Source organism: Pseudomonas sp. HP_01 (genome assembly GCF_055284355.1).
The window spans coordinates 199,449-219,833 of the sequence record NZ_JBTOPV010000045.1 but is presented as its reverse complement, the minus strand read 5'-3'; the positions used below and the strand labels follow the sequence as shown (position 1 = coordinate 219,833).

Here is a 20,385-nt window from a genome sequence, read left to right as displayed (position 1 = left end):
CTGTGGGAGCGGCTTTAGCCGGGAAGGCGTCAGTAGGCACACCGCGAATTGATCGTGGCTCAACGCGGTGAAAGGTGAACCACCATCAGTTGCACGGTTTCGTTGCCGCGAAATTCGTTCAGGTCCAGCTTGTACGCCAGCTCGACCCAGCGCACGGTCGGGTTGGGCCACACGTCGCGGTCGACGCTGAAGGCGATGCCTTCAAGCCTGACGCTGCCGCATTCGGTCTTGAGTACCATCTTCAGATGGCGCTCGCCGACCACTCGCTGTTCAACCAGCTGGAACACGCCATGGAACAACGGCTCGGGAAAGTGTTGTCCCCACGGGCCGGCGTTGCGCAGCGCACGGGCCAGCTCCAGGTGAAACTCTTCTACCGCCAGGGTGCCGTCGGAAAGCAACCGGCCGGTCAGGTCCTCTTCCTTGAGCTGACGGCGGACCTCGGCGTCGAAGGCCTCGGCGAATGCCGGGAAATTACCTTCAGGCAGCGACAGCCCGGCCGCCATCGCGTGACCGCCGAATTTGCTGATCAGCTCGGGATGTTTCGCCGCCACGGCATCGAGTGCGTCGCGGATGTGAAAGCCCGGTACCGAACGCGCTGAGCCCTTCAACACGCCTTCACCTGCACTGGCGAACGCAATGGTCGGACGGTGATAACGCTCTTTCAGACGCGAGGCCAGAATGCCGATCACGCCCTGGTGCCATTCAGGTTCGAACAGGCACAGACCAAACGGCATCGACTCCAGCGGCAGGTCCTTGAGCTGAGCGAGCGCCTCGCGCTGCATGCCCTGCTCGATGGATTTGCGGTCCTGATTGAGTTCGTCCAGACGCACGGCCATTTCCCGCGCCTCGGTCTCGTCATCGCACAGCAGGCATTCGATACCCAGGCTCATGTCATCCAGACGCCCGGCCGCATTCAGACGCGGGCCGATGATGAACCCCAGATCGGTGGAGGTGATACGCGACGCCTCGCGCCGGGCGACCTCAAGAATGGCACGCAACCCTGGACGTGCACGTCCGGCGCGGATGCGCATCAGCCCCTGGTGCACCAGAATCCGGTTGTTGGCATCGAGCGGCACCACGTCGGCGACGCTGCCCAAGGCCACCAGATCCAGCAATTCGCCCAGGTTGGGTTGAGCGCGGCCCTCGAACCAGCCGATGTCCCGCAGTCGCGCGCGCAAAGCCATCAGCACATAAAAGATCACGCCGACACCGGCCAGCGACTTGCTCGGGAAGGTGCAGCCCGGCTGGTTCGGATTGACGATGGCATCAGCCGCCGGCAATTCGTGCCCGGGCAAGTGGTGATCGGTGACCAACACCTGCAAGCCTGCCGCCTTCGCCGCCGCAACGCCCTCGACGCTGGAAATGCCGTTGTCCACGGTCATGAGCAAATCAGGCTGGCGCTCAAGGGCGACCTGGACGATTTCCGGCGTCAGGCCGTAGCCGAATTCGAAACGGTTCGGCACCAAGTAGTCCACATGGGCAGCACCGAGCAAGCGCAGGCCCATGACGCCGACCGTACTGGCCGTCGCACCATCGGCATCGAAGTCTCCGACGATGAGGATGCGCTGGCGCTGCTGCAACGCCGTCACCAGCAAATCGACAGCGGCGTCGATGCCCTTGAGCTGTTGATACGGAATCAACCGGGCGAGGCCCTTGTCGAGTTCCGCCTCCGACGCGACGCCGCGGGCCGCGTACAGCCGGGTGAGCAAGGGAGGCAGATCGCCAAGAAAAGGCAGGGTGTCAGGTAACTCGCGTGGTTCGATGCGCATTCAGGTTCCGCTGGTGTTCTCGTTGGGACTGGCGGGAGGTGGCGCTGCCGTCGCGATTCCGTGCCAGTAGCGTCGCGGGGCAGTCGTGGTGCAGGACTGAATCAGCCCCGCTCGCCCGCCAGCCACTGCAGTTGCACTTCGTGCTGGCCGCGATCATCTGTGACGAAGATCGTGCCTTCGCTGATCATCACGTCCCACTTGATCACCCGGGGCATGTCCTTGGCCAGGACTTCCAGCACTTCCTGGGGGACCGAAGCGATATTGACGTTCTTCAGTGTCTTGATCGCCGGTATGACCTTGCCTTCCCACACCCGCAGACTGCCGTAGGCCAGCAAGCTCGTGCGTTCGGTACGGCGTGAGCACCAGGTCAGGCGATCGGCATCGGGCTGGCCCACTTCGATCCAGTGCAGAACGCGATCGTCCAGACTCTTTTCCCACAAAGCAGGTTCGTCGACGTCCGACAGACCCCGGCCAAACGACAGGTGCTCGTTGTACCAGAAGGCGTAGGCCAGCAGGCGCACGGTCATGCGCTCTTCGGTTTCCGAAGGATGACGGGCGATGGTCTGCTTGACGGTTTCATAGACCCCGCGGTCAAGGTCGGTGAGATTGAGTTCGAACTTGTAGGTCGTGGACGGCTGGGCCATGAACGGGCTTCTAGAGAGACGGGAAAGGCGGCAAGTCTACCCGATGCAGCACCGTTGAACGACCGAACTCGATGAGCGATGCGGCTGGCCCCTCAAATGGGAGATGGGGCACAACGTTCGCGAGGCGTTACTCATGCCCCCATGACATGTGTTAAATAAATGAAGCACATCACTGATTCCTTGCTGCGAGACGCTGTCGATGAAGGTCAACGCTTCCATGCATGTCACCGGTTCCCGAATGCGCGCCTTGCTGATCGCAGGTGTGTTCGTCTGCCTGCCCGGTAAGGCGTCCGCACGTGAAACGCTGATCTGGCTGCTGCGCGACTTCCCGCCCCTGACCATATTTTCCGGACCGTTGGCGGGCCAGGGGGCCATCGACAAGCTGATGCCCGAGCTGACTGCCCGGATGCCGGAATACGATCACCAGATCATGCACGTCAACCGCGCGCGCGGAACGCAGATGCTCAATGACCATGACGTGTTCGCCTGCGACCCGACCCTGCTGTGGACGCCCGAGCGCGACAAAACCATTCTGTTTTCCATCCCTTCCTATGCGACCCCCAGTAACGGCGTAACGATCGAGAGCAGGCGACACGCACTGTTCGCTCCGTTCATCGATGCTGACGGCCGCCTCGACCTTGCCGCCTTGCTTGCCAGCGACAGTATCGATGTCGGCATCGTCGGCGAACGCAGCTACGGCCCGGTCATCGATAACGTGCTGCGCGAGACCCCTCACCCCGAACGTCTGGTCCTGCACTACGGCAATTCAGCGGTGGGCAGCATGCTGGAGATGGAACGGCTGGATCGCTTTCAGGCGATCATCAGTTACTGGCCGGAAGCGCGCTTTCACGCGCAGCAACAGGGCATTCCTCTAACGGAGCTGGAGTTCCTGCCGGTCAAAGACGTGCCCAAATACCAGTTCGCTCACATTGCCTGTTCAAAGACCGATAAGGGCCGCGCGGCGATGGAGATCATCAACCGGGAAATGCGTGTGCTGCGAGTGACGCGGCTGGTGGGGTTTTACGCGGAGTGGATGGTCAAGAAGGAGGAATACCTGCGCGACGCTCAGACATTCTTCGATGAAGTGCCGAACTGACGCCGGGTCAAATCCAGGCCCGGCATTGAGGCGCTGAATTTCAGGCAAAAAGAAACCCCGAGCAGCGGGGAGACTACTCGGGGTCAACCGTGGCCCATCTTGGACCCGTACGGCAGGCAGCATGAACACCGGAGCACAATGCCTGCGCCTGCCGTAACTGATAGGAGCCTACTGAATCGAGAAGGTTCCCTGCGGCTCAGACGAAAGGTCGGGCGGCAGTGTAAGCAGCAGACTGGGAAACATTGCGCATGGCGGCGATCACACAAGGCTCGATGCGCCCTTCTGCCACCATCAAATCACGGTGAAGACCATCTACCACGTCAGTCAGCTGACGCTTGTCGCCCAATTGCGATGCAGAAAAAACACGTTCAATCACGATCGCACCCACTGGGTTTTTCAGCGTCACCAGACGCTCACCCAGAATACCGGCAGGGCCAATGCTCACCTGATAAGGGGACAGCGCTTCGCTCAGTAGCAAGCTGATATTTTCCATCCGGATCACCACTCAACAGTTTGAATGCAAAGGTGCTAACCAATGACCATTGGCAGCAGTGGAAAGTTCTGAGCACTGTGGCGCTTTGACACATGCGCACTCACCGCAACAGCTTGATTCCGGAGCATGCCTGCCGAATGTGACAGGCAAAATTTACACCCCCGATGCCTTCGCTTGCCCCAATTCGTCGAGCAGGCCCTTCAGCTGCCCTGCCGCCTGCTCCGCGGCTTGACGTGCTTCGCGCAACTCGCTCTCCAGGCGTTTGCGCTCGCTGATGTCCATCCAGCCGCCGAGCAGTCCCTGCATCTGTCCGTCGGCGCGATGGTAGGGCACCACCCATTGCCAGGCGTGGACCACTCGCCCGGCCAGCGTAAGGGCGCGCTCGGTAAACACGGGCTCCTGCGTCTCCAGCAGCTTCATGTAATCGGCGTGCATTTGCTCGGCCATTTCACGGTCAACGAGATCCACATCGATCAGGCGTCGGCCCTGCATCTGTTCATAACTGATCCCGAAGCTCTCCTCATAACTGCGGTTGCAGGCGACGAGCCGGCCTTGCAGGTCACGCACATAAACAGGGTTCGGGAAGGCATCAAGCAGGGTTCGCTTGAAGGCGAGCTGATCACCCAATTGTGCTTCGGCGCGCTGCCGTTGATGGATCTGATACCTCAGGCGGCTACTCCAGAGCAGCGACACCAGGCCCAGCAGCAGTGAGGCGCTCGTAACCCAGTAAACCCAGTAAGGAATGCGGTTCCAGACCGAAGGCGGAGCGGCTGCCGCACCGAGCCATTTGAGGCGAATGGCGCGCATTTCCGTCACGGAAAATTCTTCCAGGGCCTTGTTCAAGATGCCGAGCAATTCAGGATGGCCCTTGACCACGGAAAACCGGTCGGGAGACCACAACCCTTCCACGCTGCGCCCCACTTTCAGCTCGCCTGGCGGATACAACCAGGCGCCTGCCTCGTTCTGAATAGTGGCGTGCGCCTCACCCTCCTCCACGAGCTGCCGGGCCTCGGCGTAGGTGGGCACGAGCCGCAGACGGATTTGCGGATAGCGTGTCTGAATAAACTCCAGCAACGCATGTCGCGACGGAAGCGCAAGTACCTTGCCGGTCATGTCCGCCAGCTGAAGGGACGCGTCGCTGTCGGCGCGCTCCAGAAACACCCAGCTATTGCCTCCAAATGCATAGGTGAAATACAGCAGTTTCTTGCGCTCGGGGTTCTCCGCCAGGGTGGTGTTCATGTGCGCGCCGCCGTGGGCCAAGGTCTCAAGCAGCGAATGGGTTGAAGGCGCTTCCTGATACACAAACTGCAGCCCGGTCAGACGCGAAATCCGCGCCAACAGATCGACATTCAACCCTGCCCATTGACCACGAGCGTCTTTGTAAATGTAGGGAGGGTGCTGAGTTGACGCCACCACTACCCGCGGATGCTTGCGAATCCATAACTGTTCAGCAGGATTAAGGCTGACTTGCCGACGAGCAGGGTCAGCGCCAAGCCCGACGGTCCATCGCCCGAGAATTTCCCGATGCAAGGACTCGTCCATGTCTGCCAGCACGCGGTCGAACAGCAGGCTAAGTCTGGAGTCTTTCTCGCGAAGGGCGAACGAAAAACCAACGGCTGGCAACAGACTGTCGAACTTTCTGTGCAGCCGAAGGTAGGGCCGCAAGAGGCTGTAGGACTGCACCACGAGTTCGTTGGCGATCAGCGCGTCGGCGTCGTCGTGGGCCAACGCCTCCATGGCGCTGTAGAGCGTGGGGGCAAGTACGATATTGCTTTCGGGATAGATACGCTGCACAACCGCAGCATCGGCATAGCCGTCCAGCAGCAGCACGCGTTTACCTTCCAGCGTAGGCTTGAGGCTGGTGTCGTTGGCCCGCCCGAACACCACCGCCCGGTCCGGCACGTACTCGCGCGTCAACGCCAGCCCGGCTTTGTTTCGCTCGAATCCGCTGGCGCTGGTCAGCACGTCGATGTCACCCGCCAGTAATGCCTCCACGGCCTTCTCACGTTTGGCGAACCCTCGCAATTGAACGGGAATTGCCAACCGGGCGCTGACCACGCTGAGGTAATCCGCGCTGATGCCCTGATAGCGATTGCGGTCGGTGGTGATGTCGACGGGCTCGTGATCGGCGACGGAAATGCCGACACGGAGTGCCTTGCGTGCGTCCAGCCACTGGCGGTCCGCGTCATCGAGGGCGAGGGGCTGCTGCGGGAGGAAAGGTGCGCCCAAGGCGAACGGCAGGTTTTCACCGGCGTGACCAGCGCGACTGTAGAGGCACACGAGCAGCAGGAGTGCCCACAGCGCCGGTCCGATATCAAGCTGACGGCCATTCAATGCCGCTGAGTAAAAATGTTTAACAACCACAGGCTTATCCGAGAAATTGAAATTCTTCGGAAGTGTGGCACGCAGAAAAAACAAGGCCCGCTGCGAGGCGGGCCTTAGTTGTTACACGGCGATACGGTCAGAGGGGTTTGCCACGATTACCGTGTTGGCTGACAAAGGCCTGCACGGCCTTGAGGTCGTTCGGCAGGACGGTGCAGCGTTCGTCTCGCTCAAACAAATCAGACAAATGTGCAGGCAGCTCAAGCGCTTTTCCTACACCGGCCTTCAGCACTGCGTCCGGGAACTTGACCGGATGCGCCGTTCCCAGAATCACCATCGGCGTGTCCAGGCTGCGGCGGCAGTCCCGCGCTGCCTTCACGCCGATCGCGGTGTGCGGATCGAGCAGCTCGCCGGTGCTGGCGAAGACTTCGGCGATGGTTTTGCAGGTGTCTTCGTCACTGACCGCCAGGGAATCAAACAGCTTGCGGGTTTCGGTCCAGCGTTCTTCATCCACGCTGAAACCGCCGCCTTGCCTGAAGGTGTCCATCAGCTTGGCAATCGCGCCGCCGTTGCGACCGTGCATGTCGAACAGCAGACGCTCGAAGTTGGACGACACCATGATGTCCATCGACGGGGTCAACGTTGCGTGCAGGGTCTCTTTGACATACTGATTGCCGCTCATGAAGCGGTGCAGGATGTCGTTGCGGTTGGTCGCGACCACCAGCTGGCTGATCGGCAAGCCCATGTTGCGGGCCAGGTAGCCGGCGAAAATGTCGCCGAAGTTGCCGGTCGGCACGGAGAACGCCACCGAACGCGCCGGGCCACCCAACTGCAGCGCCGCGTGAAAGTAGTAAACGATCTGGGCCATGATCCGCGCCCAGTTGATCGAGTTCACTGCCACCAGACGCGTGCCCTTGAGGAAGCTCTGGTCGGCGAAGCTGTTCTTGACCATTTCCTGGCAGTCGTCGAAGTTGCCTTCGATCGCGATGTTGTGAATGTTCTCGCCGAAGATGGTGGTCATCTGGCGGCGCTGAACATCGGAAACGCGATTGTTCGGGTGCAGGATGAAGATGTCGACGTTGTCGCAGCGACGGCAGCCTTCGATGGCGGCCGAGCCGGTGTCACCCGACGTTGCGCCCATGATGACCACGCGTTCGCCGCGCTTCTCGAGCACGTAATCCAGCAGACGACCCAGCAGTTGCAGGGCGAAATCCTTGAACGCAAGGGTCGGGCCATGGAACAGCTCCAGCACCCACTCGTTGCCGTTCAGCTGACGCAGTGGGGCGACCGCCGCGTGGGAAAACACGCCGTAGGTTTCTTCGAGAATCTTCTTGAAATCCGCGTCGGGAATGCTGCCCGTCACGAACGGGCGCATGACGCGAAATGCCAGCTCGTGGTAAGGCAGACCGGCCCAGGACGCGATTTCTTCCTGAGTGAAACGCGGCAGGTTCTCTGGAACGTACAGACCACCGTCGCTCGCCAGACCGGTCAGCAACACGTCTTCGAAATTCAGGGCCGGTGCCTGGCCGCGGGTACTGATATAGCGCATTTTTCAAACCTTCGGTTTGGGCGGCAAGCTTCAAGTGGCGAGCTGCAGGTCAAGACGATTCGCCTTCCCCCTGCCGCCCGGAGCACGAAGCTCACCGCGATATGATTTTGCTCTCACTTGCAGCTTGCCGCTTTGGACTTATCGCTGCTTTCAGTTCAGATGCTCGACGCGGATGCGCACAACCGGCCCGGCAACATCTTCCAGCGCTTCCAGCGCTTCGATCGCATCGTTCATGCGTTTCTCGACCACGCGGTGGGTCAGCAGAATCATTGGCACCAGGCCGTCGTGCTCTTCGACTTCTTTTTGCATGATCGATTCGATGTTGATGCCGCGCTCGGACAGAATGCTCGCCACCTGCGCCAGCACGCCCGGATGATCCTTGGCCTGGATGCGCAGGTAGTACGCACTTTCGCACGCATCGATCGGCAGGATCGGGTGGGCCGACAGCGAATCGGGCTGGAAGGCCAGATGCGGGACGCGGTTTTCAGGGTCGGTGGTCAGGGCACGGACCACGTCGACCAGATCGGCCACCACGGATGAAGCGGTCGGCTCCATGCCGGCACCCGCGCCGTAGAAGAGGGTCGATCCGGCGGCGTCGCCGTTGACCATCACGGCGTTCATCACGCCATTGACGTTGGCGATCAGGCGATCCGCCGGGATCAGCGTAGGGTGAACGCGCAGTTCGATACCGCTCGGCGTGCTGCGGGCAACGCCAAGGTGCTTGATGCGGTAACCCAGTGCTTCGGCGTAATTGACGTCGGCGGTGGTCAGCTTGGTGATGCCTTCGGTGTAGGCCTTGTCGAATTGCAGCGGGATGCCAAAGGCGATGGACGCCAGAATGGTCAGCTTGTGCGCGGCGTCGATGCCCTCGACGTCGAAGGTCGGATCGGCTTCTGCATAGCCCAGCGCCTGCGCTTCGGCAAGAACGTCCTGGAAGGTACGGCCCTTTTCACGCATCTCGGTGAGGATGAAATTGCCGGTACCGTTGATGATGCCGGCGACCCAGTTGATGCGGTTGGCCGACAGGCCTTCACGAATGGCCTTGATCACCGGGATACCGCCCGCCACTGCCGCTTCGAAAGCAACGATGACGCCCTTCTCCCGGGCCTTGGCGAAAATCTCGTTACCGTGCACGGCGATCAGCGCCTTGTTGGCGGTGACCACGTGCTTGCCGTTTTCGATGGCCTTGAGCACCAGTTCGCGGGCGATGGTGTAACCACCGATCAGCTCGATGACGATGTCGATTTCAGGGTTGCTCGCCACGTCGAATACGTCGGTCGTGGTCGGGGTACCGGTAATCTGGCAATTGGGGTTTGGTGTACGCATGGCAATCTGCGCCACTTCGATTCCACGCCCGGCACGGCGGGCAATTTCCTCGGCGTTACGCTTTAGCACATTGAAGGTACCGCCACCGACAGTACCCAGCCCACAGATGCCTACTTTGACCGGTTTCACTATGAACTCCCCATAAAACGGCCGACGCGAGGCCGGCCGTGGAATCAGCCGCATTCAACACGGCTCGCTATTGATGAAGCGCTGCGCACAGGCCGCTTCAATGTCTACCGCAGGAGGCTGCGATAAACGAAATTACTTGGCACTCAGCGCCAGTTTGGCGACTTGTGGCGCCGGCTGGTAGCCCGGAATCAGCTGACCGTCGGCCAACACGATGGCCGGTGTACCGTTCACGCCGATGGACTGGCCGATTTCAAATTGCCTGGTGACCGGGTTGTCGCACTTGGGCGCCTGAATATTCTTGCCGTCGACCATGCGGTCCATGGCAGCGCGGCGGTCTTTCGAGCACCACACGGCCTGAAGTTGCTCGTCGCCCGGCGAACCCAGGCCCTGGCGCGGGAACGCCACGTAACGCACTTCGATGCCGCGCTTGTTCAGCTCCGGCACTTCGGCGTGAAGTTTGTGGCAGTACGGGCAGGTAGTGTCTGTGAACACCGTGATGTGTGACTTGGTTTCGCCAACGGCTGGATAGACAACCATTTCAGCAGCAGGAATGCCATTGATGGTCTTGGAAATCGCCTGACGCTCAACCTTCTCGGTCAGGTTGACCGGCTTGCCGCCCTGCATCTGATACAGGTTGCCCTGCATGACGAACTGGCCGTCGGCGCTGGCGTAGAGCACGCGGCCGCCTTTCAGATTGACCTCATAGAGGCCGTTCAATGGACTGCTGGAAATGCTCTCGATGGGAATTTCCAGATTGAGCGATTCCAGGGTCTTGCGAATGGCTTTGTCGGACGCCTCATCGGCGTGGGCAAACAGGCTGAAAGAGCTGGCCAGCGCTACAACGGCAGCACCGAGAAAACGAGTGACGCGCATGAAAACTCCTCGAGCGGTGAGCAGACGGGCCGGGCTGAAAACGGGTGGCGAAAAAGCACCGGGATGTTTTCAGGGCCTTGATCTGCGAAACCGGCAAAGCCTATCACATAAGGCTCCCAAGGCCGACGCCCGCCGATGTAAGACAGATCGTAAATTACCGAGGTCATCTATCCCCTCGGGTGATGCTTCGCATGCATTTCCTGCAACCGCGCGCGGGCGACATGGGTGTAGATCTGCGTGGTCGACAGGTCGCTGTGGCCGAGAAGCATCTGCACGACGCGCAGGTCGGCGCCGTGGTTGAGCAGGTGGGTGGCAAAGGCGTGACGCAGGGTGTGAGGCGACAGGGATTTGCCGATGCCGGCGACTTTGGCCTGATGCTTGATGCGATGCCAGAAGGTCTGGCGGGTCATCTGTTCGCCGCGCTGGCTGGGAAACAGCACGTCGCTGGGCCGGCCATTGAGCAATTCGTGGCGAGCGTCGCGCATGTAGCGCTCGACCCAGACGATGGCTTCCTCCCCCATCGGCACCAGCCGCTCCTTGCTGCCTTTGCCCATGATGCGCAACACGCCCTGGCGCAAGTTGACCTGCTCCAGTGTCAGGCTGATCAGCTCGGTCACGCGCAGTCCGCAGGCGTAGAGCACTTCGAGCATGGCCCGGTCGCGCTGGCCGATGGCGTCGCTCAGATCGGGCGCGGCGAGCAACGCTTCGACGTCAGCTTCGGACAAGGATTTGGGAAGCGGCTTACCCAGCTGCGGCATGTCGACCTGCAACGTCGGGTCGACCGCGATCAGCTTCTCCCGGAGCAGATAGCGATAGAAACCGCGTACGCCAGAAAGCAGCCGCGCCGTCGAGCGAGGTTTGTAGCCATTGTCGACCCGCCACCCCAGGTGGTCGAGAATCGCTTCCCGACTGACACTCATCAGGTCCACGCCCTTTTCCTGCAACCAGCCGTTGAATAGCGCCAGGTCGCTGCGATAGGCGTCGCGCGTGTTGTCCGACAGCCCTTTCTCCAGCCACAGGGCGTCGAGGAAGCGGTCGATCATGGGATGGTCAATGGCGGGCATGGGTTCTGACTTGAGTGGTGGAAAGCGGAGGCAGTTTTTCATACCTGCGAAGGCGGGACAAAACCCGAATGCCAGAAAGCAAAAAAGCAGCCCGTAGGCTGCTTTTTCATTCGCATGGGAAGACTGGGATTAAACCAGTTTTTCCTTGATGCGAGCTGCTTTACCGGACAGGTCACGCAGGTAGTACAGCTTGGCCTTGCGAACGTCGCCGCGACGTTTCACAGCCATGCTGTCGATTTGCGGGCTGTAGGTCTGGAAAGTACGTTCAACGCCGACACCGTTGGAGATTTTACGAACAGTGAAAGCACTGTTCACACCACGGTTACGCTTGGCGATAACAACGCCTTCGAACGCCTGCAGACGAGCGCGGTCGCCTTCCTTCACTTTCACCTGAACGACAATGGTGTCGCCCGGGGCAAAGGGAGGGATCTCTTTGGTCATCTGCTCTGCTTCGAGTGCAAGGATGATTTTGTTAGTCATGCTGTGCTCCTAAGGTAAACCGGTTGGATTTACCATCGATACGTTAACTATCGTCCCGCTCGCGGAGGTATTCCGCCAGCAGCTTCTTCTCTTCTCCAGAAAGCGAGCGGCTTTCCAGAAGATCGGCGCGTCGTTCATAGGTCCGCCCAAGGGACTGCTGTAAACGCCAACGCCGGATGTGTGCGTGATTGCCACTAAGCAATACGTCGGGAACACGCTGATCCGCATACACCTCCGGTCGGGTGTAGTGCGGGCAATCCAGCAGACCATCCGTGAAGGAATCTTCCTCCGCGGAATCTACATGCCCTAAAGCTCCAGGCAGCAGTCGCGTAACCGCATCTATCAGGACCATGGCCGGCAGCTCACCGCCAGATAACACATAGTCGCCAATTGACCACTCTTCATCGACATGAGCTTCAATAAAACGCTCGTCGACGCCTTCATAACGACCGGCAATCAGGATAAGTGCTTCTTCCTGCGCCAGTTCGCGTACCGCAGACTGATCCAGCTTGCGGCCTTGTGGCGACAGGTAAATCACCTTCGCCGCATCCCCCGCCGCCTGCCTGGCCTGAGCCAAAGCATCTTCGAGGGGCTTGATCTTCATCACCATGCCAGGGCCACCGCCAAACGGGCGATCGTCCACAGTGTGATGTCGATCAGTGGTGTAATCCCGCGGATTCCAACAGGTGAGCTGCAACAGCTCCTGTTTCACCGCACGGCTGGTAATGCCGTATTCGCTGATGGCGGAAAACATCTCGGGAAACAGCGTGATGACTTCTATGCGCAGGCTGGCCATTGCTTAGAAATCCGCGTCCCATTCCACCTTCATCTCGCCTGCAACCAGATCAACTGCCAACACGCATTGCTCCGTATAGGGCAAAAGGCGTTCGCGATCATCCAGACTGCCTGCGCAGGGTTTGACCACCATTACATCGTTGGCGCCGGTTTCCAGAAGATGATCGACCTTCCCGAGCAATTGCCCAAGACCGTCAATGACCTTCAGACCTTCAAGCTGGTACCAGTAGTACTCGCCGTCGGTCAATTCAGGGAACAGGTTGCGTGGCACGCAGATCTCATAACCGGCCAGAAGACGAGCTTCTTCACGATCATCAAGACCCTTGAGCTTGGCGACCAGGAACTTGTCGTTCCCGCGTCCACTGACCAGCTCGACCTGTTTCACATTGCCTCCGCGCTTGAGCGTCCAGGTTTTGTACTGCAACAGGTTTTCGGTTGGATCAGTAAAGGAATACACCTTCACTTCGCCGCGAACGCCGTGTACCGAGTAAATCTTGCCGATGACGATCAGATCGTCGGCGGAAGCTGGCGTCGCGTTCATATTGCTCAGGCCGCAGCCTTAGCAGATTCCTTCAACAGCGAAGCAACACGCTCAGAAGGTTGTGCACCAACGCTCAGCCAGTAGGCCAGACGCTCTTGGTTCACGGACAGACGGATTTCCTGACCACGGGCAACCGGGTTGAAGAAACCGATTTGTTCCTTGTGGGAACCGTCACGTGGGTTGCGGCTGTCGGTGACAGTCAGGTGGTAGAACGGGCGCTTTTTAGAGCCGCCAAGGGCAAGACGGATTGTTAGCATTGAACAATTTTCCTGTAGTCGGTGCTGCAAATCTAAGATGCACAGCGGGCATGGGTGCCCGAAAGGCCGCATATTCTAAGGAATATCCGGATTTTTGCAAATGACTTTTTCCGGCGTACGCCGTCGGGCCACCTAGATCTGCCATGGAGCCGTCAGGGATGACGGCGGTGAGTGCCTGCCTGAGCAGGCCACCGGGACGGTTGCCCCAATGAAGAACGCGCGGGAATAACGCCCGCGCGATGCAATTTACATTTTGGGCATACCGCCGCCGGGCAACATTCCGCCCATGCCGCGCATCATTTTGGCCATGCCGCCCTTGGTCGAAAACTTTTTCATCATCTTTTGCATCTGTTTGTGCTGCTTGATCAGACGACCGATGTCCTGCACCTGGGTGCCGGAACCCATGGCGATACGGCGCTTGCGTGAACCGCTGATCAGCTCAGGGTCGCGACGCTCGGCCGGGGTCATCGAATTGATGATGGCTTCCATCTGCTTGAACTGCTTTTCGGCCGCGCCTTGTGCGTTGCCCATCTGCGACAGGTTAACGCCACCGATGCTTGGCAGCTTGTCCATGAGCCCGCCCAGGCCGCCCATGTTCTTCATTTGTTGCAGCTGATCGCGGAAGTCTTCGAGGTCGAAGCCCTTGCCTTTCTTCAGCTTCTTGGCGAGTTTGTCGGCCTTGTCCTTGTCGAGGGTCTGTTCGGCCTGCTCGATCAGGCTGAGCACGTCGCCCATGCCGAGGATGCGCGATGCGATACGGTCCGGGTGGAACGGCTCCAGTGCCTCGCTCTTCTCGCCCATACCGATGAACTTGATCGGCTTGCCAGTAATGGCGCGCACCGACAGCGCAGCACCGCCACGGGCGTCGCCATCGACCTTGGTCAGGATCACACCGGTCAGCGGCAGCGCATCACCAAACGCCTTGGCGGTGTTCGCAGCATCCTGGCCGGTCATGGCGTCGACCACGAACAGCGTCTCGGCCGGCTTGACCGCCGCGTGCAGCGCCTGGATCTCGCCCATCATCTCGGCGTCGATATGCAGACGACCGGCGGTGTCGAGGATCACGACATCGATGAACTTGAGCTTGGCTTCTTTGATAGCCGCTTCGGCGATGTCCACCGGCTTCTGGCTGATGTCGGACGGGAAGAACGTCACGCCGATGTCGTTTGCCAGGGTTTCCAGCTGCTTGATCGCGGCCGGACGATAGACGTCCGCCGAGACCAGCATCACGGTTTTCTTTTTGCGTTCTTTCAGGAATCGGGCGAGCTTGCCGGCTGTGGTGGTCTTGCCCGCACCTTGCAGACCCGCCATCAGGATGACCGCCGGCGGCGTGACGTTGAGGGTCAGCTCTTCGTTGGCCGCCCCCATCATCTCTTCCAGCTCGGCCTGGACGATCTTCACGAACGCCTGGCCCGGCGTCAGGCTGCGCGACACCTCGGTGCCGACGGCGCGCTCCTTGATGCGATTGACGAAGTCTTTGACAACCGGCAAGGCGACGTCGGCTTCAAGCAGTGCCATACGCACTTCACGCAGTGTGTCCTTGATGTTGTCCTCGGTCAGCTTGGCTTTGCCAGTGACCTGGCGCAGCGTCTGCGAGAGACGATCTGTCAGATTTTCAAACATGCGTGATCCTTTGGGTTCGTACTGAACCCCGATTGATGCGGCCCGGCCCGTAGCGGCCTTTTCAGTCGGCTGGCGAATCGCGACGCCTGCTCTTCACAGGATCGCTATTAATAATAGGGACGCTATAAAGGCGGCTGAAACAGCGATCGACTAGCCTGTGGCTTGAGCAGGTCGCGGATTATAGCGAAGACTCCCGCGCACGGACACCACGGCGTCTGCTTCTGTGGTCTTTCGTGAAATGCGCCTTTTATGCCAAACTCACCGGCTTCCGAGCACGCCCAACAGGATCTATGTCCCCCTTGTCACCGAGTTTGCTCTTCAGCCTCGCCGCCGCCGTCTTCTACGCCGCTGCGACCGTCTACCAGGGTATGCGCCTGCGTCAGGGCCAAAAGGCCGACAAATGGCTGTTGTGCCTGATCGGCACCCTTGCCGTCGCCTGCCAGGCCAGTGCGCTGTTCGGCCAACTGGTGCGCCCTATCGGCCTGGGTCTGGACTTTTTCAGTGCCGCCAGCCTGATCGCTGTTTCGGTGATCATCGTGACCATGCTCGCGTGTATTCGCCTCCCCGTCGAAATCCTGCTGATTCTCCTGTTCCCGCTAGGGCTGCTCACAAGCCTGATGGCGCAGTTCGCGCCTTCCGGTACCCAGCAATCGATCATTGAAGAACACGGCATCATCAGCCATATCCTGCTGTCGATCCTCGCCTACGGAATGTTCACCATCGCGGTGTTCCAGTCCTTGCTCCTGCTGCTGCAGGATCACCAGTTGAAGAACAAGCACCGACTTGGCCTGATCAGAAGCTTTCCGCCGCTGCAGACCATGGAAAGCCTGCTCTTTGGCTTTCTCTGGGCCGGCTGGGTCTTGCTGTCGATGTCGCTGATCTCCGGCTGGCTGTTCGTCGAAAACCTGTTCGCCCAGCATCTGGTGCACAAAACCCTGCTGTCGATCCTCGCGTGGATTGTCTTCAGTGTGCTGCTGTGGGGACGCCACCATTTGGGCTGGCGCGGCCACAAGGCAATCCGCTGGACGCTGGGCGGATTCGTGCTCCTGATGCTGGCCTACTTCGGCAGCAAGCTCGTTCGTGAATACATCCTGCACATCTGACGGGCGTTGATCATGGATAATCTGCCGGCCGGCACAATGCTTGCGTTGCTTGCCCTGCTCACGTTGTGGTCCGCGCTGTTCAGCGCGGTCGAGGCGGCGCATCACAATCTCCGGGCGACACCGGTCAATCCCCGCTCCAACGAGCCACCGAAGCCGGTTCTGGCGTTCAACCTCAACAGCCTCATTCTCGGCAACACGCTGCTCAAGGCACTGATTACCGTCCTCGCCACCCTGCTCGCCATCGGACACTGGTATTTCCACGGTCCTCTGATTGCCTGGTTGGGTGTCACCAGCGTGCTGGTGGTGGTAACCGAGTTCATACCGCGAAAGCTGGCGGCCCGTCGTCCCGAATCAGTCCTGCTGCTGGGCAACAACGTGCTGCGCATCCCGGTTCGACTGTTGCAGCCACTGACCTGGGTCTACAAGAACATCGCCAAGACGCTGTTGCGCCCTTTTCTGTCGAAGCGTCGGCCAGACACCATCGATGACGAAGACGACACCCGTCCGACGGTCTATCAGGACAACGAAAGCCAGTATGGCCGCGCCCATGTGATTTCCGGGATTTACGCGCTGGACCGCATGACCGTGAATGACATCCTGGTGCCGCGCAGCGAAGTCGACGGCATCAACCTCGACGACACCATCGAGGAGATCATCGACAAGCTGATCATTTCCCGCCACACCCGGCTGCCGGTCTACCACAACGACATCAATCAGGTGGAAGGCGTGCTCAACACGCGGATGATCAGCCACCTGCTGCCGCGCAACGAGCTGACCAAAGAGGCGCTGCGAGCCGCCTGCTACGAACCGTATTTCGTGCCTGAAAGCACCCCGCTGCAGATGCAGCTGCTCAACTTCCACAAACAGCAGCGGCGCATGGGCGTGGTGGTCGATGAATACGGCGAAGTGCTGGGCATCGTCAGCCTCGAAGACATTCTGGAAGAGATCGTCGGCGAGTTCGAAAGCGAGCAGGCCCTCGATAACCCGCACATTCAGCCGCAGCCTGACGGGCGACTGGTGATCGAAGGCGCGGCGTCGATTCGCGATCTGAATAAAAGCCTTGGCTGGCATCTGCCCTCCGACGGACCCAAAACCCTCAACGGCCTGATCACCGAAGCGCTGGAGACCATCCCCAACAGCGCGGTCTGCCTGAAGATCGGCCCCTACCGTCTGGAAATTCTCGAAACTGAAGACAACCGCGTCAGTCGGGTGCTGATGTGGCTGAACACCCGCACCAAAGACGTGATCTGAAAAGGCAGGCGGCGCCCTGAAACACTTGTTTCCGCGCCGACCACCTTTCTATAATCGATTCGCTTACCCAGCCCCGCCGATCCGCGTGCTACCCGCACGATGCGCGATCTGGCCAGTCACACAGCCTGACCGCTCACGCGACACCCTGGCCTTCGCTCCCATCCCGAGCACGCCACGCATCTTTGCCCGCATCCGGGCTAGTCTGTTCAGCGCTGGACCAAAAAAACAATTAACGATTGCCGCAGCGCGCGTACGAATTTTCGTCACCCGCTGACAGGCGATACGACTGCCAGGGATTCCGCATGACCACGACTTCCGCCTCTCCAACCCGCGACGAGAGCGAGGCCCGCCCCGCCAATTCTGCGGCACGCGTCGCCACCGCCAGTTTCATCGGCACCGCCATCGAGTTCTACGATTTCTACGTGTACGCCACCGCCGCCGCGTTGGTGATCGGCCCGGTGTTCTTCCCGCAAACCTCCAGCACCGCACAGATGCTGTCGGCGTTTCTGACGTTCGGGATCGCTTTTCTCGCACGTCCCTTGGGCTCTGCGTTGTTCGGCCACTTCGGTGATCGCGTCGGGCGCAAATCGACACTGGTCGCCTCACTCCTGCTCATGGGCGTCTGCACCACGCTGATCGGCGTGTTGCCGGGTTACGACGCCATCGGATCATGGGCGCCAATCCTGCTCTGCGTGCTGCGCTTCGGCCAGGGCCTTGGACTGGGCGGCGAATGGGGCGGCGCGGCGCTGCTGGCGACCGAGAACGCCCCCAAGGGCAAGCGAGCATGGTTCGGCATGTTCCCGCAACTGGGTCCTTCGATCGGTTTCCTTGCAGCAAACGGGCTGTTTCTGACGCTGGCCATGACACTGGACGACGAGCAATTCCGCTCCTGGGGCTGGCGTGTGCCGTTTCTGCTCAGTGCCGTGCTGGTCATCATCGGGCTGTATGTGCGCCTGAAGCTTGAGGAAACGCCTGTTTTCGCCAAGGCCATCGCCCGCCATGAGCGTGTGAAACTGCCGATTGCCGAGCTCTTCGGGCAGTACTGGAAGCCGATGCTGCTGGGGGCAGCGTCGATGGTGGTGTGCTACGCGCTGTTCTATATCTCCACAGTCTTCTCGCTGAGCTACGGAGTGAAAACGCTGGGTTACAGTCGCGAGTCGTTTCTGGCGATGCTGTGTTTTGCGGTGCTGTTCATGGCCCTCGCCACGCCGCTGTCCGCGCTGGCGAGTGACCGATTTGGCCGCAGGCCGGTGCTGATCGTCGGCGGAGTGCTGGCGATCCTGTCCGGCTTTCTGATGGAGCCTTTGCTGACCCACGGCACGACTTGGGCGGTGACGCTGTTCCTCTCGATCGAGCTGTTTCTGATGGGGGTTACGTTCGCGCCGATGGGGGCGATGTTGCCGGAGCTGTTTCCTACGCGGGTGCGTTATACCGGCGCGTCGGCGGCCTACAACATCGGCGGTATTGTCGGTGCCTCGGTCGCGCCTTTCTTCGCACAGAAGCTGGTGGAGATGGGCGGCCTGAGCTGGGTCGGCGGGTATGTCTCGGCGGCAGCGTTGATCAGCGTGATCGCCGTGCTGTGCCTGAAAGAAACCCGGCACGCGGATCTGGATACGATTGCCTGATCACGCCGGAACCTGTAGGAGCGCGCTTGCCCGCGAATGCGGTGTGTCAGTCACTGCATCCGAACCTGACACACAGCAATCGCGGGCAAGCGCGCTCCTACAGAGGGCTATTGCCTGACAGCCAAACAAAAAAGGCGCCCCTGAGGGCGCCGTTTTTCGTTCTGCGTGACGCTTACAACTGAACCTTAACCGCGATCGACGCGCGAGTGGCCTTGCGGCGGGCCGCTTCGATCGACTCGTCACGGGCCAGGGCAACGCCCATGCGGCGCTGACCGTTGACCTCGGGCTTGCCGAACAGACGCAGCGCAGTATCCGGTTCGCTCAGGGCTTGCTCCAGATTGGCGAACGCCGTCTGGGTTGATTGACCTTCTACCAGAATCACTGCCGACGCCGATGGGCCGAACTGGCGAATCAGCGGGATCGGCAGACCGAGAATGGCCCGGGCGTGCAGCGCGAACTGCGACAGGTCCTGGGAGATCAGCGTAACCAGACCGGTGTCGTGGGGGCGCGGCGAGACTTCGCTGAACCAGACCTGATCGCCCTTGATGAACAACTCGACGCCGAACAGACCACGGCCACCCAGCGCTTCAGTTACCGCTCTGGCGACGCGCTCGGACTCGGCCAATGCCACCGGGCTCATGGCCTGGGGCTGCCAGGATTCCTGATAGTCGCCCTTCTCCTGACGATGGCCGACCGGCGCGCAGAAGGTGGTGCCGCCGACGTGACGCACGGTCAGCAGAGTGATTTCGTAATCGAAATCGATGAAGCCTTCGATGATCACCCGGCCTTTGCCGGCACGACCGCCTTCTTGGGCATAGTCCCAGGCCTTCTGGATGTCCGCGTCGGTTTTCAGCAGGCTCTGGCCCTTGCCCGACGAGCTCATCACCGGCTTGACCACGCACGGGAAGCCGAGGTCTTCGACGGCTTTCTTGTAGTCTTCGAAGGTGTCGGCAAAGTGATACGGCGAGGTCGGCAGGTCCAGCTCTTCAGCGGCCAGACGACGAATGCCTTCGCGGTTCATGGTCAGCTGCGCAGCGCGGGCCGTCGGAATGACGGTGAAGCCTTCGGACTCCAGCTCCACCAGGGTCGCGGTGGCGATCGCTTCGATTTCAGGGACGATGTAATGGGGCTTCTCGGACTCGATCACCGCACGCAACGCTGCGCCGTCGAGCATATTGATGACGTGGCTGCGGTGCGCGACCTGCATCGCCGGAGCATTGGCGTAACGGTCGACGGCGATCACTTCAACGCCCAGCCGTTGCAGCTCGATCACGACTTCCTTGCCAAGCTCGCCGCAACCGCAGAGCAAAACGCGGGTCGCGGTCGGCGACAGTGGAGTTCCGATTTGAGTCATCTCAGGTCCTCGTGGAGCAGGTCGAGGGTTGCTCGCGATGTGCAAGCAACCGCAGGGGAGAAAGGCGCGCAATTTACCATGAAGGCCAAGG

17 protein-coding genes and 1 pseudogene are annotated in these 20,385 nt (G+C 60.3%); 4 read left to right on the top strand and 14 right to left on the bottom strand.

Going from position 1 to position 20,385, the window contains the following annotated elements; translation table 11 throughout:
- Nucleotides 1–59 precede the first annotated feature (59 nt).
- Both recJ and ACYAR8_RS20910 read right to left on the bottom strand, forming a co-directional pair.
- Nucleotides 60–1,769 (bottom strand): single-stranded-DNA-specific exonuclease RecJ, encoded by a 1,710-nt coding sequence (gene recJ / locus ACYAR8_RS20915; RefSeq protein ID WP_108120895.1) that lies wholly within the window; start codon nucleotides 1,767–1,769, stop codon nucleotides 60–62.
- A gap of 101 nt (nucleotides 1,770–1,870) precedes the next feature.
- Nucleotides 1,871–2,413, bottom strand: a complete 543-nt coding sequence (locus ACYAR8_RS20910) for a YaeQ family protein (protein ID WP_074892273.1) — start codon at nucleotides 2,411–2,413, stop codon at nucleotides 1,871–1,873.
- Between the two features lie 199 nt (nucleotides 2,414–2,612).
- Between ACYAR8_RS20910 and ACYAR8_RS20905 the strand changes: the two genes are divergently transcribed.
- On the top strand, nucleotides 2,613–3,509 hold the full coding sequence (locus tag ACYAR8_RS20905; RefSeq protein ID WP_463580928.1) for a TIGR02285 family protein: 897 nt from the start codon (nucleotides 2,613–2,615) through the stop codon (nucleotides 3,507–3,509).
- A 196-nt stretch (nucleotides 3,510–3,705) separates the two neighbouring features.
- Here ACYAR8_RS20905 and ACYAR8_RS20900 read toward each other — a convergent pair whose 3' ends face one another.
- The 11 genes and pseudogenes from ACYAR8_RS20900 to ffh all read right to left on the bottom strand — a co-directional run bounded on the left by ACYAR8_RS20900 (nucleotide 3,706) and on the right by ffh (nucleotide 14,961).
- Nucleotides 3,706–4,002, bottom strand: coding sequence for a DUF3509 domain-containing protein (locus tag ACYAR8_RS20900; protein ID WP_427684199.1), 297 nt, complete (start codon nucleotides 4,000–4,002; stop codon nucleotides 3,706–3,708).
- Nucleotides 4,003–4,215: 213 nt separating this feature from the next.
- Nucleotides 4,216–6,291 (bottom strand): annotated as a pseudogene (locus ACYAR8_RS20895) (transporter substrate-binding domain-containing protein); the annotation flags it as partial.
- Nucleotides 6,292–6,463: 172 nt separating this feature from the next.
- Nucleotides 6,464–7,873 carry a threonine synthase gene (gene thrC / locus ACYAR8_RS20890; protein WP_074892276.1) on the bottom strand — a complete coding sequence of 470 codons (1,410 nt, stop codon included), beginning with the start codon at nucleotides 7,871–7,873 and terminating at the stop codon, nucleotides 6,464–6,466.
- Between the two features lie 150 nt (nucleotides 7,874–8,023).
- Complete coding sequence (locus ACYAR8_RS20885; protein ID WP_074892277.1) at nucleotides 8,024–9,328, bottom strand: homoserine dehydrogenase; 1,305 nt, start codon at nucleotides 9,326–9,328, stop codon at nucleotides 8,024–8,026.
- 132 nt (nucleotides 9,329–9,460) lie between these two features.
- The gene (gene dsbC / locus ACYAR8_RS20880; RefSeq protein ID WP_074892278.1) at nucleotides 9,461–10,201 is read right to left on the bottom strand and encodes a bifunctional protein-disulfide isomerase/oxidoreductase DsbC; all 741 of its coding nucleotides are present in this window, start codon (nucleotides 10,199–10,201) and stop codon (nucleotides 9,461–9,463) included.
- 167 nt (nucleotides 10,202–10,368) lie between these two features.
- On the bottom strand, nucleotides 10,369–11,265 hold the full coding sequence (gene xerD, locus ACYAR8_RS20875) for a site-specific tyrosine recombinase XerD (RefSeq protein ID WP_074892279.1): 897 nt from the start codon (nucleotides 11,263–11,265) through the stop codon (nucleotides 10,369–10,371).
- 129 nt (nucleotides 11,266–11,394) lie between these two features.
- A complete protein-coding gene (gene rplS / locus ACYAR8_RS20870; protein ID WP_037012438.1) occupies nucleotides 11,395–11,745 on the bottom strand; it encodes a 50S ribosomal protein L19 in 351 nt (116 codons plus the stop codon).
- 43 nt (nucleotides 11,746–11,788) lie between these two features.
- Nucleotides 11,789–12,541: a tRNA (guanosine(37)-N1)-methyltransferase TrmD gene (gene trmD, locus ACYAR8_RS20865; RefSeq protein WP_065989956.1), complete on the bottom strand. Its 753-nt coding sequence runs from the start codon at nucleotides 12,539–12,541 to the stop codon at nucleotides 11,789–11,791.
- 3 nt (nucleotides 12,542–12,544) lie between these two features.
- Nucleotides 12,545–13,081: a ribosome maturation factor RimM gene (gene rimM / locus ACYAR8_RS20860; RefSeq protein ID WP_463580927.1), complete on the bottom strand. Its 537-nt coding sequence runs from the start codon at nucleotides 13,079–13,081 to the stop codon at nucleotides 12,545–12,547.
- Between the two features lie 5 nt (nucleotides 13,082–13,086).
- On the bottom strand, nucleotides 13,087–13,338 hold the full coding sequence (rpsP, locus tag ACYAR8_RS20855) for a 30S ribosomal protein S16 (protein WP_037012442.1): 252 nt from the start codon (nucleotides 13,336–13,338) through the stop codon (nucleotides 13,087–13,089).
- A 246-nt stretch (nucleotides 13,339–13,584) separates the two neighbouring features.
- The gene (gene ffh, locus ACYAR8_RS20850; RefSeq protein ID WP_065989960.1) at nucleotides 13,585–14,961 is read right to left on the bottom strand and encodes a signal recognition particle protein; all 1,377 of its coding nucleotides are present in this window, start codon (nucleotides 14,959–14,961) and stop codon (nucleotides 13,585–13,587) included.
- Nucleotides 14,962–15,251: 290 nt separating this feature from the next.
- Between ffh and ACYAR8_RS20845 the strand changes: the two genes are divergently transcribed.
- The 3 genes from ACYAR8_RS20845 (at nucleotide 15,252) to ACYAR8_RS20835 (ending at nucleotide 18,940) form a co-directional block, all read left to right on the top strand.
- Nucleotides 15,252–16,064, top strand: coding sequence for a cytochrome c biogenesis protein CcsA (locus ACYAR8_RS20845; protein WP_108120892.1), 813 nt, complete (start codon nucleotides 15,252–15,254; stop codon nucleotides 16,062–16,064).
- Nucleotides 16,065–16,076: 12 nt separating this feature from the next.
- A complete protein-coding gene (locus ACYAR8_RS20840; RefSeq protein WP_463580926.1) occupies nucleotides 16,077–17,315 on the top strand; it encodes a CNNM domain-containing protein in 1,239 nt (412 codons plus the stop codon).
- Nucleotides 17,316–17,617: 302 nt separating this feature from the next.
- Nucleotides 17,618–18,940, top strand: a complete 1,323-nt coding sequence (locus tag ACYAR8_RS20835) for an MFS transporter (RefSeq protein WP_108120890.1) — start codon at nucleotides 17,618–17,620, stop codon at nucleotides 18,938–18,940.
- Between the two features lie 172 nt (nucleotides 18,941–19,112).
- Here ACYAR8_RS20835 and purT read toward each other — a convergent pair whose 3' ends face one another.
- Nucleotides 19,113–20,294 (bottom strand): formate-dependent phosphoribosylglycinamide formyltransferase, encoded by a 1,182-nt coding sequence (purT, locus tag ACYAR8_RS20830; RefSeq protein ID WP_074892283.1) that lies wholly within the window; start codon nucleotides 20,292–20,294, stop codon nucleotides 19,113–19,115.
- Nucleotides 20,295–20,385: the final 91 nt, after the last annotated feature.